13 protein-coding genes are annotated in these 14,913 nt (G+C 62.7%); 2 read left to right on the forward strand and 11 right to left on the reverse strand.

What is annotated here, in order from left to right:
• Positions 1–38: 38 nt before the first annotated feature.
• The 7 genes from DM813_RS18315 to pvdM all read right to left on the reverse strand — a co-directional run bounded on the left by DM813_RS18315 (position 39) and on the right by pvdM (position 10,739).
• Positions 39–1,247 (reverse strand): MFS transporter, encoded by a 1,209-nt coding sequence (locus DM813_RS18315; protein ID WP_128324791.1) that lies wholly within the window; start codon positions 1,245–1,247, stop codon positions 39–41.
• A 192-nt stretch (positions 1,248–1,439) separates the two neighbouring features.
• The gene (locus tag DM813_RS18320) at positions 1,440–3,935 is read right to left on the reverse strand and encodes a TonB-dependent siderophore receptor (protein WP_241653194.1); all 2,496 of its coding nucleotides are present in this window, start codon (positions 3,933–3,935) and stop codon (positions 1,440–1,442) included.
• A gap of 123 nt (positions 3,936–4,058) precedes the next feature.
• On the reverse strand, positions 4,059–5,708 hold the full coding sequence (locus tag DM813_RS18325; RefSeq protein WP_128324792.1) for a cyclic peptide export ABC transporter: 1,650 nt from the start codon (positions 5,706–5,708) through the stop codon (positions 4,059–4,061).
• A 14-nt stretch (positions 5,709–5,722) separates the two neighbouring features.
• A complete protein-coding gene (locus DM813_RS18330; protein WP_128324793.1) occupies positions 5,723–7,063 on the reverse strand; it encodes a lysine N(6)-hydroxylase/L-ornithine N(5)-oxygenase family protein in 1,341 nt (446 codons plus the stop codon).
• A gap of 150 nt (positions 7,064–7,213) precedes the next feature.
• Complete coding sequence (locus tag DM813_RS18335; RefSeq protein WP_128324794.1) at positions 7,214–8,083, reverse strand: formylglycine-generating enzyme family protein; 870 nt, start codon at positions 8,081–8,083, stop codon at positions 7,214–7,216.
• Between the two features lie 12 nt (positions 8,084–8,095).
• Entirely contained in the window at positions 8,096–9,367 is a 1,272-nt protein-coding gene (locus tag DM813_RS18340) for an aminotransferase class V-fold PLP-dependent enzyme (RefSeq protein ID WP_128324795.1), read from the reverse strand.
• A gap of 16 nt (positions 9,368–9,383) precedes the next feature.
• Positions 9,384–10,739 carry a pyoverdine-tailoring dipeptidase-like protein PvdM gene (gene pvdM / locus DM813_RS18345; protein ID WP_128324796.1) on the reverse strand — a complete coding sequence of 452 codons (1,356 nt, stop codon included), beginning with the start codon at positions 10,737–10,739 and terminating at the stop codon, positions 9,384–9,386.
• Positions 10,740–10,923: 184 nt separating this feature from the next.
• On the opposite strand from pvdM, the gene DM813_RS18350 reads away from it, so the two are divergent.
• On the forward strand, positions 10,924–11,373 hold the full coding sequence (locus DM813_RS18350) for a hypothetical protein (protein WP_128324797.1): 450 nt from the start codon (positions 10,924–10,926) through the stop codon (positions 11,371–11,373).
• Positions 11,374–11,417: 44 nt separating this feature from the next.
• On the opposite strand, the gene pbpG is transcribed toward DM813_RS18350, so the two are convergent.
• The 3 genes from pbpG to DM813_RS18365 all read right to left on the reverse strand — a co-directional run bounded on the left by pbpG (position 11,418) and on the right by DM813_RS18365 (position 13,209).
• Positions 11,418–12,338 (reverse strand): D-alanyl-D-alanine endopeptidase, encoded by a 921-nt coding sequence (gene pbpG / locus DM813_RS18355; protein ID WP_128324798.1) that lies wholly within the window; start codon positions 12,336–12,338, stop codon positions 11,418–11,420.
• 227 nt (positions 12,339–12,565) lie between these two features.
• Positions 12,566–12,748 (reverse strand): hypothetical protein, encoded by a 183-nt coding sequence (locus tag DM813_RS18360; protein ID WP_128324799.1) that lies wholly within the window; start codon positions 12,746–12,748, stop codon positions 12,566–12,568.
• A 92-nt stretch (positions 12,749–12,840) separates the two neighbouring features.
• On the reverse strand, positions 12,841–13,209 hold the full coding sequence (locus DM813_RS18365; RefSeq protein ID WP_128324800.1) for a hypothetical protein: 369 nt from the start codon (positions 13,207–13,209) through the stop codon (positions 12,841–12,843).
• Between the two features lie 159 nt (positions 13,210–13,368).
• On the opposite strand from DM813_RS18365, the gene DM813_RS18370 reads away from it, so the two are divergent.
• Positions 13,369–14,229, forward strand: coding sequence for a shikimate 5-dehydrogenase (locus DM813_RS18370; RefSeq protein ID WP_128324801.1), 861 nt, complete (start codon positions 13,369–13,371; stop codon positions 14,227–14,229).
• 28 nt (positions 14,230–14,257) lie between these two features.
• Here the strand turns inward: DM813_RS18370 and DM813_RS18375 are convergent, their stop codons facing one another.
• A complete protein-coding gene (locus DM813_RS18375; protein WP_128324802.1) occupies positions 14,258–14,899 on the reverse strand; it encodes a YceH family protein in 642 nt (213 codons plus the stop codon).
• Positions 14,900–14,913 lie beyond the last annotated feature (14 nt).

Raw genomic sequence — 14,913 nt, forward strand, 5'->3', positions numbered from 1 at the left:
CCGCCTTCGGGCGGCCTTTTTCGTTGCGGCGTGCCGATTCAGCCGTGTTTGAGCTTCAGCTGCCGTGTCGCCCAGGCACAGTAAAGCAACAGCAGGGCACCGGCTCCCAGCTGCACGGCGGGCGCCCCCAGGTGGGCGGCGAGCATCCCGGCGAGCAAGCCGCCGATGGCATCGAAGCCGAAGCGCGTCGAGGTGTACAGCGAAACGACCCGCCCCCGCAGCGCCTCCGGTGCATCGCTTTGCAGCAGAATGTTGGTGCCGACATTGCACACGGTGATACCGAACCCGAGCAGGGCCATGGCACCCAGCGACAAGCCGATCTGCGTGCTGGCGGCGAACAGCAGCATGGCCAATGCACTGGCAACAGCGCAGGCCAGGATCAAACGCTGCAGGGCCACGGCGCTGCGATTGCCGGCCAGCATCACGCTGGCGCTCAGCGAACCCAGCCCGGCAGCGCCCCACAACCAGCCCAGGGTGGTGGCATCACCGCCGAAGATATCGCGGGCAAATACCGGCAACAGCACCACGTAACTCGATGCAGTGAGGTTGACCACCATGACGCTGAGCATCATCTGCTTGATTTGCGGGGTGTCCAGGGCATAGCGCAGCCCTTCGCCGAGGATATTGCGAAACGAACCGCTGGCCCGCAGAGAAGGTGCCAGGCGTATGCATGCAAGGCCAATGACCAGCGCCAGGTACGACACCGCGTTCAAGGTAAAGCACACCGCTTCGCTGACCACCGCCAGCAACAGGCCGGCCAGGGGCGGGCCGATGAAGCGCGACAGGGTAAACAGCATGGCGTTGAGTGCCAGGGCGTTGGCCAGGTCCTGGCGGTCGTCGACGAACTGGCTGAGCAGCGATTGGCGCAGCGGCGTGTCCACGGCATTCAGCACGCCCAGCAGGGCAGCCATGGCCACGATCAGGGTCGGGCCGATCTGCTCGCTGGCGGTCAGCCCGGCGAGAACCAGGGCCTGCAGGGCCAGTGCCGATTCGACCACTATCAACAGCCGGCGTTTGTCATGGCGATCGATCCAGGCGCCGGCAAAGGGCCCTACCAGCAGTTGCGGTATCAGTGCGGCGAACGTGGTCAGGCCGAGGAGGGCCACGGAATCGGTCAGCCGGTAGATCAACCATGACAAGGCGACTTGCTGGATCCAGGTACCCAGCGTGGAAATCGAGTGGCCGATGAAGTACAGGCGGAAATTGCGATGGCGCAGGGCGCGCAGGGAACTGGGCCAGTGGCGCATGACTGAGTACGGCTCCGGTACCGGGTGGGGGCGCCATGTTAAAGGTTTCGTTGCGTTGTTAACAATTTTTTCGGCAAACAAACCTGCCGGAAATTCGACCCGCTCGCACTTCCGCACATAAAAAAGCCGACCCGGCAAAGACCACACTCCATCACGTGGCCTGCACCGGGTCGGCATTCACTCGTCGTGCAATCAGAACTCGTACTTGGTGCTCAGCAGAAAGCTGCGAGGCTCACCGTAGGAGCCGCTGTAAAAGTTGTCATCCAGGGAGCTGATGTACTTCTCGTCGAACAGGTTGTTCACCGTGGCAGTCGTCGACCATTGCGGTGTCAGCTGATAGCGCGCCATCAGGTTGACCGTCGCGTAGTCACCCTGTTTGGCCTTGGCCGGTGCGTTCAACTGCCACGAGTCCACGGTGAAGTGAATACCGCTCTGCCAGTTCACCCCACCGCCAATGGTCAGGCGGTCCAGCTCGCCAGGCAGGCGATAGGTGGTCCAGAACTTGACCATGTCAGCCGGGATGATGGTCTTTACCCGTTCGCCGTCATGGTCCTTGACCACCGCATGGGTGTAGCTGGCCGCGACGTTCCAGTCCGGCATGAGCTCGCCGTTGACTTCCATGTCGATGCCTTTGGTTTTGGTTTTCTCCGCTTTATAGGCAGTGATGAGGTCGTTGCCCTCCACCGTGCCGTCGGCGACGGCATCGTTGTCCTGCTTGACCTCGAACAAGGCGATGGCGCTGTTCATGCGACCGCCAAAGTACTCACTCTTCAGGCCGATTTCGTAGTTGTCGCCTTCACGCGGGTCGAGCAGCTTGCCGTCGCGAGCACGATAGGGCTGCGGCTTGAAGATGCTGGTGTAACTGGCATAGACCGAGTGCACGTCGTTGAGGTCGTAGACGATGCCGGCATAGGGGGTGACTTCGCCGCTGACCTTGACCGAGTCGTCGGTGTTGAAGCGCACCATGCTCGGTACGTTGTAGTGCAGCGAGGCATCGTATTTGTAGTTGCTGACCCGCGCGCCGAGGATCACCGACACGTCGTCGGTGGGCTTTAGGCGGGTGGCCAGGTAGGCGCCGTTCTGCCACTGGTTGATGTCATCGTCTTCACGGTTCATGGTGTAAACCGGCGTCGGGCCATAGTTGTCCCAGGTCCAGATGTTCACCGGCTTGCCGCTGACGCCGTTGTCGCTGCCGCCACTGGCGGTCAGGTTGCCGAAGCCGTTGCGGCGGTTTTCGTAGTCCTGGTAGTTGAAACCGACCACCAGCTCGTGGGTGCGACCGCCCAGTTCGAACGGCCCCGACAGCATGATGTCGACGCCGCGCTGTTCCTGGGTGTTGTCACCCTTGGTGGCGGTGTAGCGCAGGCCGGTGCCGGTCGCGGGATTGACGAAACCGGTAGTGGTACCAACGATCACCGAGTCGTAGTCACGGGTGCCATACAGCGAGTTGGCGGCCACTTTCAGGGTCCAGTCGTGGGCCAGTTTCTGCTCGATCGAGGCAAAGGCGTTGACCGACTCCTGACGGTTGGTGCTGTCGCGGCTGGCGCCGTTATCGGAGCGTTTCATCTGCACGCGGTTGCCTTTGTTGTCGATGATCGGCAGGCCGGTGGTGGAAAATCCGCGTGGGTCGCTGTTGAGGTATTCGACGCCAACGCTGAGCAGGGTGGTGTCGGTCAGGTCGGCTTCGACGATGCCGTAGAGCACCGTTTTTTCCTGCTGCAGATGATCGGTGAAGCTGTTGCCTTGCTGATACGCGGCCACCGCGCGACCGCGCAGGTTGCCGGTTTCGGTCAACGGCCCGGACACATCGACTTCGCCGCGGTACAGGTCCCATGAACCCAGGCCGCCACTGACGTAGCCCTTGAAGTTGTCGGTGGGGCGCTTGCGCACCAGGTTGATGGTGCCGGAGGGATCGCCCGCGCCCGACATCAGGCCGGTGGCGCCACGCACCACTTCGACCCGGTCGTAGATGGCCATGTCCGACAGCGCTTGCGGCAGGGCCTGGCTGAAGGCGAAGGAGGTGGAAGGCACGCCATCGTACTGGTAGTTGTCGATCGCCAGGCCACGGGAAAACACATACAGGCGGTCGCTGCCCGGGCTCTGCACGTTGATGCCGGGGGTTTGCTCCAGTACCTGGCCGATGCTGCGCAGGTTCTGGTCGTCGATGCGCTGGCGGGTCACGACACTGACCGATTGCGGCGTTTCGCGCAGGCTCAGGTTGAGCTTGGTAGCGGTGTTGGTGGAACCGGTGGTGTACGAACCCGTGCCTTCGGTGGTGCTCCCCAGCCCCGACGCGGCAATGGTGGTAGTGCCCAGTTCGACCGAGCTGGATGAACGGCGACCGGTCACCGTCAGGGTATCGCCCTGCAGGCTGTACGCCAGGCCCGTGCTCCCGAGCAGGATGCGGATTGCGGCCTCTGGTTGCAGGCGCCCGCGCACTGCTGTAGCGCGCAGGTTCATGACGTCGTCAGGGCTGAACAGCAGCTGCACGTCGGCTTGCTGGCCGAAGCTCTGCAGGGCACTGGACAGCGGCTGCGCCGGAATGTCGAAGACCACTTCGCGTGCTTGAACCTGGGCGCTCAATGGCAGGGCCAGGGCAATGCCCAGGGTCGTGGATAAAACGCGAGGCTTGAGCAGACCGCGCATCATCAGCGCTTTTGCTAGGGGTGAAAGGGCGTGTGCTGACATGTTGTGCTCTTGGAATATTGGCTATTTATTGATAATGATTTTGATTACTGATGATGAGACGTTTGCAGGCCCGCATTCCGGAAAAAAAACTTCGCGGCGGGCCATTTTTTTAAAAGAGAAGGTTCAGGCGGGATGTAACTGGGTGACCACGTTGCCGGCTTTCATGCGCAGCAACTGATCGGCGGCATCGAAGTAGCGATCGTCGTGGGAGATGACGATGATGGTTTTGCCCAGGCGCTTGAGGTCGGGCAACAGCTCTGTGTAGAAGATGCGCCGGAAGGTCGGGTCCTGGTCGGCGGCCCATTCGTCGAATACCAGTACCGGGCGCTCTTCCAGCCAGGCGTTGAGCAGTGCCAGGCGTTTGCGTTGGCCGGTCGACAGGTCGGTGGTGCTGAATACACCGTTTTGCACGCGGACTTTGTGGTCGATCTCCAGGCGTCGCAGGTAGCGGTCGGCATCGGCCGGGATCTGCGTGTCGCCCTGAACCACATCGTCGAACAGGTAGTAGTCGGCAAAAATGGTGGTGAACAACTGTCGGTAGTCGTCGCGGTTCTCGGCGCTGACCGCTGCGCCGTTGAGGGTGATGCTGCCCCCCTGAGGCGCATAGAGGCCGAGCAACAGCTTGATCAGCGTGGTTTTGCCACAGCCGTTTTCACCGACGATGAAAATGATCTCGCCTTGCTCGATGCGCACATTGACCGGGCCCAGGCAAAACGGTTCGACACCTTCTACCCGCGGGAAGCTGTAGGTGACATCGACAAGCTCCAGGCTGTGCACCTGCGCCGGTGCTTTTTTGCTGTCGCTGAGCAGCAAATGCGGCTCGGGCGAAGAGAACTGCTGCGACAGTTCGGCGATGCGGCGAAAGGCGATCTGCGCCCGGCTCACAATCGGCAAAGTGCTGATCAGGTGATCGAGCGGGCCTTTCATGTACAGCAGCACCAGTACAAAGCCGCTCATCGCGGTTTTGTTGTCGCTGGGCCACAGCGATTGCATGGCCAGGGCCAGGCCGATCACTACGAAGAACAGCATCGAGCCAAAGCTCTTGGCAATCACGAAGGTGTTGATCGAACGGATCTGCGTGCTGCAGATGCGCTCGGCCGTGGCCTGGATACCTTGCTGGAACATGCGCTGGCGCCGAGGCCGGTGAATGCGCAGTTCCTTGGCGCCTTCGGCAATCGCGTGGTAGTGCTTTTGCAGTTCGTCTTCCGCTTCACGAGCGGCTTCAAAACCTTGCAGGCCACGGGAACGGGCGATGAACTGCACGGCAGTACCGAGGGCGATCGCCACCAGTATCAGCAGGAACATCGGCCACGACAGCATCGCCAGGTAGCCCAGACAGCCGAGTACCACGGTCAGCGAAATCGCCAGGGGGGCAAAGGCGAAGGCGAAGTCGCTGATGGTATCGACGTCGTGGGTCAGTACCGGGATCAGGCGGTGGCTGCGGTAGCGTTCGATCTGCTCGATGGGTGCCGACAGCACTTTTTCGCCGAGCTGTTTGCGCAGGGTGGCGATGATGTGCTGGCCGACGTGGTTGGTGCCGATGTCAGAGCCGATCGAACTGAGCAAGGCCAGCACGCACAAGCCGGCAAAGCCCAGGACAACGCCCTGGGTCAGGCCGCTGTCGTTGTGCAAGGCGCCGTTGATGGTGGCCAGCAGCGTGGTCACGCTGAGGCCACCGATCATGCCCAAAGCGATAGACAGCGCCACCAGCGGCCAGAACGGTTTGAGCAGGCCGAACAGGTCACGCACAGCGCTGCGGGATGGACGGGTCATGGACGTCACTCGCTTCAGGCGTTGATCAGGTCGGCAGCCAGGGCGCGTGTGCGCGTGGCCAGTGGAGTGTTCAGGGCGCGGTACAGCGACTGGCTGATTTCATCGGCGCGCGCCGGCAGCACTGACAGCAGGGTGTCGCTCAGGCCGTGAGAGGCTTCGCAGAAACCCTGCAGGTAAACACTGGCGGTGAGGCGTTCATCGCTCAGGGCGCGGTAGTGGCGGTCTACCTGGTAGTCCTGCAGGTAGTCCTGCAGCGGCGCCAGCAATTCGCGGTGCGAACGCCGCTCGTAGCCGGTGGCGAGGATCACCGCGTCATAGCGATGGGTCTGGTCTTTGCCGGTGGCATGGTCGCGCAAGGTCAATTCGATCCCCTGATCGCGGGCGCTGACGGCTTCCACTTCGCGGCGGCACAGCACCGAGTGGCGGAACTGATGGGCAACCTTCTGGCGGTAGAGGATGCCGTAGATGCGCTCGATCAGGTCGATGTCGACCACCGAGTAGTTGGTGTTGTGGTACTGCTCGATCAGCTTCTCGCGGTCCTGGGGTTGCTGGTCGAATACCAGGTCGGTGTAGGCCGGGGCGAAGATTTCGTTGACGAAGGGGCTGTCGTCGGCGGGTTTCAGCGCCGATGAGCGCAGGATCATGTCGACCTTCACCGACGGGAAGCTGTCGTTGAGGTCGATGAAGGCTTCGGCCGCACTCTGGCCGGAGCCGATAATGGCGATGCGCATGGCCTGGCCTTGAGCACACGGCAGCTGTTCCAGAGCAGCCAGGTAACGGGAGTGGTGGAACACGCGTTTGTCGTGCTTGAACGGTGCAAAGGCCGCCGGAATGCGCGGCGAGCCGCCGCTGCCGACCACCACCGAGCGGGTCAGGCGCGTGTGTTCGCGGCCCTGGCTGTCGCGCGATACCAGCTTGAGCAGGTCAACGGTATCGCCGCCCAGGTGCGGTTCGATACGCACCACTTCTTCACCGTAAACGGCCTGGTCGCTGAAGTGCTCGGCCACCCAGCGCAGGTAGTCGTTGAACTCCAGGCGGCACGGGTAAAAGGTGCCCAGGTTGATGAAGTCGACCAGGCGGCCTTGCTTGTGCAGGTAGTTGACGAAGCTGTAGGGGCTGGTGGGGTTGCGCAGTGAGACCAGGTCTTTGAGAAACGAAATCTGCAGCTCGCTCTGGGTCGCCAGGGTGTTGCCGTGCCAGCGGTAGTCCTGCTGTTTGTCGATGAACAGCGACTTCAGCGACTGGCCGCTGCTTTGTGCGCGTTCTTGCAGGGCAATGGCCAATGCCAGGTTGGAAGGGCCGAAGCCCACGCTGATCATGTCGTGGAGCGTGTCGTGCGAAGTCGTCTGGCTCATGGGCGTGAATTCCTTGAATGAAGGCTGGGCGAGTGCATGAGAAAGCAGGCCCTGCGGCGGCGAGTCGCAGCAGGGGATCTAGCTTGAAAACGAGTGGGCAGTGGGGGAATTTAGCGCGCGGCCCGGATTTGCCCGGCCGTGCGCCGGGCGTCAGAGTTCGCGCACTACGCGCAGGCCGAGCCAGTCGCCACGGGTGTCGGCAGGGCGGTCGTTACGGTTGCCGGAGCGTGAAAAGATCGGTGCTTCGCCCCAGTCGTTGCCACGGATATGCCGCGTGGTACAGCCCGGTTCGACCCAGGCACTGCCATCGGTGGGAGCGCCGACATAGTTCTCGTGCCAGCAGTCGGCGACCCATTCGTAGACGTTGCCATGCATGTCGTAAACGCCGAAGGCATTCGCCGGGTAACTGCCTACCGGCGAGCTGAAGCTGTAGCCGTCCCGCGGGCCGTAGGTGTTGGCATTGCGGGTGATCTGGTAGTCGCCGTCGGGGTCCATGGCGAACGGGAAGGGGCCAGTACTGCCCGCGCGGGCGGCGTATTCGCGCTGCGCCTCGCTGACCATGCGGTAGTGCTTGCCGGTCTTCTTCGACAGCCACTGGGTGTAGGCCTGGACATCGTGGTAACTCATGCACACGGCGGGCTGGCGCGGGTCCTGTTTGTAACGTGGCTTGCTGGCTTTGCATTCGCGGCCGGGACGGGTATCGCCATCGGCAATGGTCACACCCGCTTCGCGCAGGTAGGCATCCCATTCACCGGCGGTGACCTGGAAGCGGCTGATCGCAAACGGCCTGGCAAAGGTCACTGTGTGCAGGGGGCCTTCGTCGGGCTGGCGACCGACTTCGTCATCCGGGGTGCCCATCGGGTAGCTGCCGGCAGGCAGCACGACCATTTCCGGGCAGGCCGCGGTGCAGTCACGGAACACGCTGCCGGGTGCGCCGGGGGTAGCGGCCTGGGCGCTGGACAGTCCCAGGAGGGCCACCGCAGCGGCCAGCGAACGGTAGAAGGGGAGCGATAAAGACATGAGTGCGCCTATTCAGGTTTTTTTGATCAGGAGGTCCACTGCCCGGTCGATTTCCTGCTCGTTGTTGAGCAGGCCGGGCGCCATGCGCAGCACCGGGCCGACGTCGCGGTCCACGGCATCGACGACGATGCGGTGGTGGTTGAGGTAGGCGGCCAGCGCGTCGGAGTCCTGGTCCTTGACGCGCATGAAGGTGAAGCCCGCCGAGTACTCGGCGCTCAGCGGTGTCACCAGTTCGATGGCCCGGTGTTCGAGCAGGCGTTGTTTGAGGTAGTTGTTGAGCTGGTGAATGCGTGCCTGGACATCGGCCTTGCCCAGTTGCAGGTGCAGCTCGAACGCCTTGCCCAATGCCCAGCGGTGCTCGAAGGCGTGGTAGCCACCGGGGGTCATGATGGTGGCGAAGTCCTTGTCTTCGGAGAAGGTGGCAAAGGTCGGTACCAGGTTGCGCATCGACTCGCTGGCAGCGCAGATGATCCCGGTGCCGCGCGGGCCGAACATCCACTTGTGCGTTCCGGAGATGAAATAGTCGCAGTTGAAGTCGGCAAAGTTGGCATTCTCGACGCCAAAGCCATGCACGCCGTCGACCACGTAGAGAATGCGTTGGTCTTCGTCACGGTCGCGGTTGTGCGCGCGCACCAGTTCGCCGATCTCGCCGATGGGCAGCTTGACCCCGCTGCCTGAATGCACCCAGGTCATGCCCAGTACCCGGGTGTTGGCGTTAATGGCCTTGTCGAGCGTGCTCAGTACCTGATCGCTGGAGATCTCTCGCGGGTGCTGGAACAGGCGCAGCTTGCGCACCGTCGTGCCTTCGTTGCGCTGGCGGAATTCGAGGGTTTTGCGCGTGGCGTAATGCTCGTGTTCGGTGGTGAGAATTTCCTGCCCGGGGGCGACCTTGAGGCGGCCATAGATCATGCCCAGGCCCTCGGTGGTGCTACCGGTCAGGGCAATCTGCCGCGGGCGCACGGCCAGGTAGCGGGCGGCCCAGCCGCGCACCTCGCCCTCGCGCTGCCATTCGATTTCGCTTTCCCAGTCGACCCAGCGCGCCGGGTGGCGGTCGATCTGGGCGCGGTAGTAATCGATGGCGTCCTGTACCGGCTCAGGATGAGCGGTGACCAGGAAGTTGGCGAAATGCGCGTAGTTCGGGTCCAGGGGAAACAGCTGGCGCAACTGCTGCCATTTGTCTTTGCCGCTCAATGCCGGTGCCGCGCCGGCCAGCGCCTCGGGCAGCAGCGGCAGGCTGGCGGCGAGCAGGCCTGCCTGCTTGAGGAAGGTTCGACGGTCAGTCATCTCGAAGGCTGCCTGTTCAAGGAGTGGAGAGGCTGGCGACAGGGCGTGCGGCCTTTTGCACATCGGCCCACACGCGCAGGAAGTTGCCGCCCCACAGCTTGGCAATATCGGCCTCCGAATAGCCGCGGCTGAGCAGCTCGGCGGTGACGTTGCGGATCTCGCTGACATCCTTCCAGCCTTCAAGGCCGCCCCCGTCGTTGAAGTCCGAGCTGATGCCAACGTGGTCGATGCCCATCTTCTTCACGGCATAGTCGATGGCGTCGCCATAGGCCTTGAGGTCGGCCTTGGGCTCTTGCTCGACGATGTCGTAGAGCGTGCCGGCGTACTCGCCAAAGCGCTTTTCCGGCCAGATGGCGATCACCGCATCACCCGGTATCAGGGCGTTGGCCAGGCCTTGCAGCGGTTGCAGGTCGAAGCGCGCACGCAGGGCTTCGAGTTTCTCCAGGCTCGGCTTGCTCAACGGTTTGAGGTAGGTGCCGAAGGCCACCACCTGCAGCACGCCGCCGCTGTTTTTGATCAGCTGCATTTCCTTGTCGCTGAGGTTGCGCGGGATATCCACCAGGGCCCGTGGCGCCGAGTGCGATGCCACCATCGGCGTGCGGCTCAGGCGGGCGACGTCTTCCAGGGCCAGGGTCGACATCTGCGACACATCGATGATCACCCCCAGGTCATTCAAGCGCGCCACCGCCTGTTCACCCAATGGCGAAAGGCCCCCCAGCGCGTCCGGGGTGTCGTTGAAAAACGGCAGCGGGCGTGACGAGTCGGCCCAGTCATTGTTGGCCACATAGCTGAAACCGAACATGCGCATGCCGCGTGCGGCCCACAGGTCCAGCTGGGACAGGTCACGCCCTAGCGGGTAGGCATTGAGCATGCTGATGAAGATGGCGAACTTGCCTTCGCCATTCAGGCGCCGAAAGTCTTCCGGGGTGTAGGCAATGCCGACCTGGTTGGGAAACTCGCGCACCATGTTGCTGATGATCTTGTAGCGTACTTCCTGCTGGTGCCTGGCCTCGTCGACAAAACCCGGAGTAGGGCGATGCGGGGCATTGGGGCCGTTCCACAGTTCGGGCCAGCCGAATATGGTCAGCGCCGCACCCGACAGGCGGCCTTTGCCTGCCTTGATCAGGTCGAACTGGCCACGCCCGTCCTTGTCCGCCTCGTTGCCTTCGGCGCCAAACGTCAATGGCACGGTGATATGGCTGTCGAACGACAGCATGTGCTCATGCAGGGCATTGGCCTGTTCGACGATCTTGCGCGGGTAGCCAGCGCTTTGCTGCAGGTAGAAGTAACCGGCAGCACTAGCGCCCAAGGCCACCACCAGGGCAAGGGGCAGGCCGATGTACAGAGCTTTGCGGGAGCGGGTCGTGGTCATTGCCATCTCGTTGCTGGGCTGATCGGAACGCCTTGCCCTGGCACGCAGGCGGGCCACGGGGCAAAACGCGGGTATCAGGAGGGACGAGCGGCAGGAGGGTAAATTTATGCCTGGCGGCTGTGCTCAAGTTTCTCGGCTAACGGCCGATACCCAAGTCAACCCAAACACCATCAGGATGATAAGCATGATTGGCATCAATGCCGTATCGATCAGCCAGAGCCCGTCGAGCAGCGCAGCCGTTGGCGTGGGCAGTGTCGACGCTGGTACCCAGGCGACGGCGGCCAAGGCAGAAGAGGGCACGCTGAAAGTCGACCTCTCCGGCGCTACCCAAAGCGCTGCTGCAGACAAGAGCAGCAAGGCCGAATCCAGCGAAAGCAGCGAACCGGCGCACATCAAACAGCTGCGCGAAATGATCAAGCAACTGCAAAAGCAGTTGGCCGAAGCGCAGAAGCAGCTGCAACAGGTGATGGCCAGCAATATGGAAGAGACCGCCAAGGCCTCGGCGGTTGCCGGTGCTCAGGCGGCGGTGAGTACCATTTCCGGCTCAATCCAGTCGGCCACCGCGCAGTTGCTCAAAGCCTTGCTGGACAGTGGCGGCAGCACCTCCGGCACCATGGTCAGTACCACCGCCTGAATAAAACAACGGGCCTGGCGCGCAAGGCGCACAGGCCCGGTGGGTCAGTCCGCCGGACGGTTCTGGCTGCGGTCTGACTTGTAGCGCATGGCCACAGCCGGAGCCGGTTTGGTGCTGCCAGTCTCCAGCCACTGGCGCATGCGGCTGGCGTCGGCGAAATGGGTGTACTTGCCAAAGGCGTCAAGAATCACCATCGCCACCGGTCGGTTGTCCATCTTGGTCAACAGCACCAGGCAGTGGCCGGCATCGTTGGTGAAGCCGGTCTTGGTCAGGTTGATGTCCCAGTTGCTCTTGTTGACCAGGTGGTCGGTGTTGCGAAAGCCCAGGGTGTAGTTGGGCTTGCTGAACGCCACGGTCTTCTCGCGGGTGGTGCTCAACTGGCTCAGCATCGGGTAGTTGCGCGCCGCCAGCAGCAGCTTGCCCAGGTCGCGGGCGGTCGACACGTTGCTAGGCGATAACCCGGTGGGTTCTACGTAGCGCGTTTTGGTCATGCCCAACGCCTTGGCCTTGGCGTTCATGGCTTTGATAAACGCGTTGTAGCCGCCTGGATAGTTGTGAGCCAGGGTCGAAGCCGCACGGTTCTCCGATGACATCAGGGTAATCAGCAGCGTCTCCCGACGGCTGAGCTGGCTGCCCAGGCGCACGCGCGAATAGACCCCTTTCATCTCCTTGTTCTGGGCGATGGTCATGGTGAGCATCTCGTCCATGTTCTGCTTGGCATCAAGCACCACCATGCCGGTCATCAGCTTGGTCACCGAGGCGATAGGCACCACCCGGTCTGCGTTGTTGGCGTATAGCACCTTGTTGGTCTGCAGATCGATCAGCAGAGCGGCGCCGGAAGCCAGGTGCAGCTTGGAAGGATCGCGTTGTTCCTGGACAGGGGGTTGCGCAGCGGCGACCGGAGTGACAGTCGCGGTACCCGTGAGCAACAGCAGCAGGCTTAGGATGGATAGGGAGGTTTTCACGTCGAGGCTCACTAATAGTTGGTATGTTGTTGGCTGTGCAAGGGTTTTCCCCCAAAAAACCGCTGCATTTTGGAGTATGGCTCAATTGCTGTCGATTGCCTGTGCGACGTTAGGGTGCAGATGAAAAAAACTTAATCCAAGTCCCGTTCGTCCGCCCATAAAAAGCCCCGCCATAAGGCGGGGCAAGGGGGTGTGCGGAGCAACGCACGATAAAAGGATCCAACGTTTCAGGCTTGCCAGCGAGTACTCTCGAGCTGGCTGGCCAGGGCCTGGGCGGCAGGCAGCGAGGTCATTGGCCCGGAGACTGCTTCGCCATCGCGAACCAGGTACCAGCACGCCAGCAGGCCCAGCTTCCTGAGCGGGGCGGGGACGGCGCTGCCGATGACAGACATGATACTGATGCGGGCCATGGGGGTTCTCCTGCGAAACATGACCCTACCTTACGTGGCGTGAGCAGCCGGTTGAAATCAACCGGCTTGATAGTGCTCATCATCGGCATCGCTTACCAGCGCGGCGGCCCGTAATAGACAGGGGGTGGACCGTAGTAGCGCTCCTGGTAATAGGGCGGCGGCGGGTAGCGCTCGATCACCACCGGATACGGCCGGGGCTGGTAAAACACGTGCGGTGGTGACTGGTAATACACCGGTGGCGGGCCGTAGTAGACCGGTTGGGGCTGGACATACACCGTGCGGTCACGTGCGCCATAGAGTGCCGAGCCGACAACTGCGCCGACCACCGCAGCACCTACCACTGCGCCCGGGCCGTACCAGCCATGGTCGCCGTGGCCCCCGTGGCCGCCACCGGCGGCTGCCTGCCCGCTGGCAGCCAGAGCGCCGACCAGCAGGGTGATTGTTGCAACATGACGGTTCATGGTGACGCCTCACAGTGCGACCCTGATGCCAGGGATACTCTATGAGACAGCGGGAACCGGGCGTTGCACAGGGGGTCTGAGTAAAGGTTTTGTAAGCGCCGATCAGCGGTAGGGGTGGTCGCTGTGCATAATGTCCACTTGATTCCAAAGGAGCGGCAAATGGCCCATATTCCCGGTAAAGATACAGTGCTGTGCATCTCGCTGGCGGGGCGTCCCGGCACCTTTGGCGTGCGCTTTCACAATCACCTGTATGAGCTGCTGGGCCTCGACTACTACTACAAGGCGATGACCACCCAGGACCTGCCTGCGGCAGTGGGCGGCATTCGCGCGCTGGGCATTCGCGGTTGCGGGGTATCGATGCCCTACAAAGAAGCCTGCATGGCCCTGGTCGACGAAATCGACCCCTCGGCGGCGGCCATCGAGTCGATCAACACCCTGGTCAACGACGGTGGGCGACTCAAGGCGTACAACACCGATTACCTGGCCGTGCGCCAGCTGCTTGAGCAGCATAATGTCGACCCGGACACCGCTTTTGCCTTGCGCGGCAGCGGCGGCATGGCCAAGGCCGTGGCCAGCGCCCTGCGCGATGCCGGATTCGAGCAAGGCATCATCGTTGCCCGTAATGAGCAGGCCGGGCGACAGTTGGCGGACAGCTGTGGTTACCGCTGGCAGAGGGAGCTGGGCGATCTGTGCCCGCCGATGCTGGTCAATGTCACGCCGGTCGGTATGGCCGGTGGTGTCGAGGCTGACCAGCTGGCGTTCAGTCGTGACGCGATTGCTGCGGCGCAACGGGTCTTTGATGTAGTGGCGATGCCGGCGCGCACGCCGTTGATTATCGAAGCCGAACGCCAGGGCAAGGCGGTGATTACCGGGTTGGAGGTGATTGCCTTGCAGGCGCTGGAGCAGTTTGTGCTGTACACCGGCGTGCGGCCAACAGCGGAGCAGGTGGCGCAGGCCGTAGCCTACGCACAGACCCCTGCGATACCTGTGGGAGCGGGGCTTGCCCGCGAAGAACGATGACGCGGTAGGGCAGGCGCACCGCAGAGGGTTACTCCAGCGCCGCCAGCCGCTCTTCCAGCGCGGCAATCCGCGCCTCCAGCGCCTCGATGCGCTCCAGCGACACCGCGCCGCCGCTGCGCTCCGGCCCTTGCTGGCGGGCAGCAAGAATGGCCTCGATCTCCGCCGGGTCGCCCAGTGCATGGGTGTAACGGTCTTCACGCTGGCCGGCCTGGCGCGGCAGGTGCAAGGCAAAGCCACGGGCAATCAGGCGTTCAAGCTGATGCACGACCTGCTCGCTGTCCTCGAAATCATGCATGCGGTTGCTGCGGGTCAGCAGTTCGTTGACCGTCTGCGGGCCGCGCAAAAACATCAGGCCCAGCAGAGTGACCTGCGCCGGCACCAGTTCCAGTGCTTTGTCGACGCGCTGTTCCCAGCGGTCGGCGCGGCTACCCATCTGCAGGCGGGTCAGGCCCTGGCCTTCAAGGGCACGCAAGGCCTGGCCAACCTGGCCCTGGCTGAGGTTCATCACCGGCTCGCGGCTGGTCTTCTGGTTGCAGGCCAGTACCAGGGCATTCAAGGTCAGTGGGTAGGTTTCCGGGCTGGTGGCCTGCTTTTCGATCAGCGAACCGAGCACACGGACCTCGATGGGGGTGAAGCGGGCTTCGGAAGGGGAGTGGAGTTCGTCGGACATGGCCCTGTCTCTGT

This window comes from Pseudomonas alkylphenolica (genome assembly GCF_004025535.1).
In the GTDB taxonomy this organism is placed as follows: domain Bacteria; phylum Pseudomonadota; class Gammaproteobacteria; order Pseudomonadales; family Pseudomonadaceae; genus Aquipseudomonas; species Aquipseudomonas alkylphenolica_A.

What these genes read in the sequence shown, in the direction of transcription:
- DM813_RS18335 (WP_128324794.1), bottom strand. Translation starts at nt 8,083, where the DNA reads ATGTCTTTATCGCTCCCCTTCTACCGTTCGCTGGCCGCTGCGGTGGCC.
- DM813_RS18340 (WP_128324795.1), bottom strand. Translation starts at nt 9,367, where the DNA reads ATGACTGACCGTCGAACCTTCCTCAAGCAGGCAGGCCTGCTCGCCGCC.
- DM813_RS18360 (WP_128324799.1), bottom strand. Translation starts at nt 12,748, where the DNA reads ATGGCCCGCATCAGTATCATGTCTGTCATCGGCAGCGCCGTCCCCGCC.
- DM813_RS18315 (WP_128324791.1), bottom strand. Translation starts at nt 1,247, where the DNA reads ATGCGCCACTGGCCCAGTTCCCTGCGCGCCCTGCGCCATCGCAATTTC.
- pvdM (WP_128324796.1), bottom strand. Translation starts at nt 10,739, where the DNA reads ATGACCACGACCCGCTCCCGCAAAGCTCTGTACATCGGCCTGCCCCTT.
- DM813_RS18350 (WP_128324797.1), top strand. Translation starts at nt 10,924, where the DNA reads ATGATTGGCATCAATGCCGTATCGATCAGCCAGAGCCCGTCGAGCAGC.
- DM813_RS18375 (WP_128324802.1), bottom strand. Translation starts at nt 14,899, where the DNA reads ATGTCCGACGAACTCCACTCCCCTTCCGAAGCCCGCTTCACCCCCATC.
- DM813_RS18370 (WP_128324801.1), top strand. Translation starts at nt 13,369, where the DNA reads ATGGCCCATATTCCCGGTAAAGATACAGTGCTGTGCATCTCGCTGGCG.
- DM813_RS18320 (WP_241653194.1), bottom strand. Translation starts at nt 3,935, where the DNA reads ATGTCAGCACACGCCCTTTCACCCCTAGCAAAAGCGCTGATGATGCGC.
- DM813_RS18330 (WP_128324793.1), bottom strand. Translation starts at nt 7,063, where the DNA reads ATGAGCCAGACGACTTCGCACGACACGCTCCACGACATGATCAGCGTG.
- DM813_RS18325 (WP_128324792.1), bottom strand. Translation starts at nt 5,708, where the DNA reads ATGACCCGTCCATCCCGCAGCGCTGTGCGTGACCTGTTCGGCCTGCTC.
- DM813_RS18365 (WP_128324800.1), bottom strand. Translation starts at nt 13,209, where the DNA reads ATGAACCGTCATGTTGCAACAATCACCCTGCTGGTCGGCGCTCTGGCT.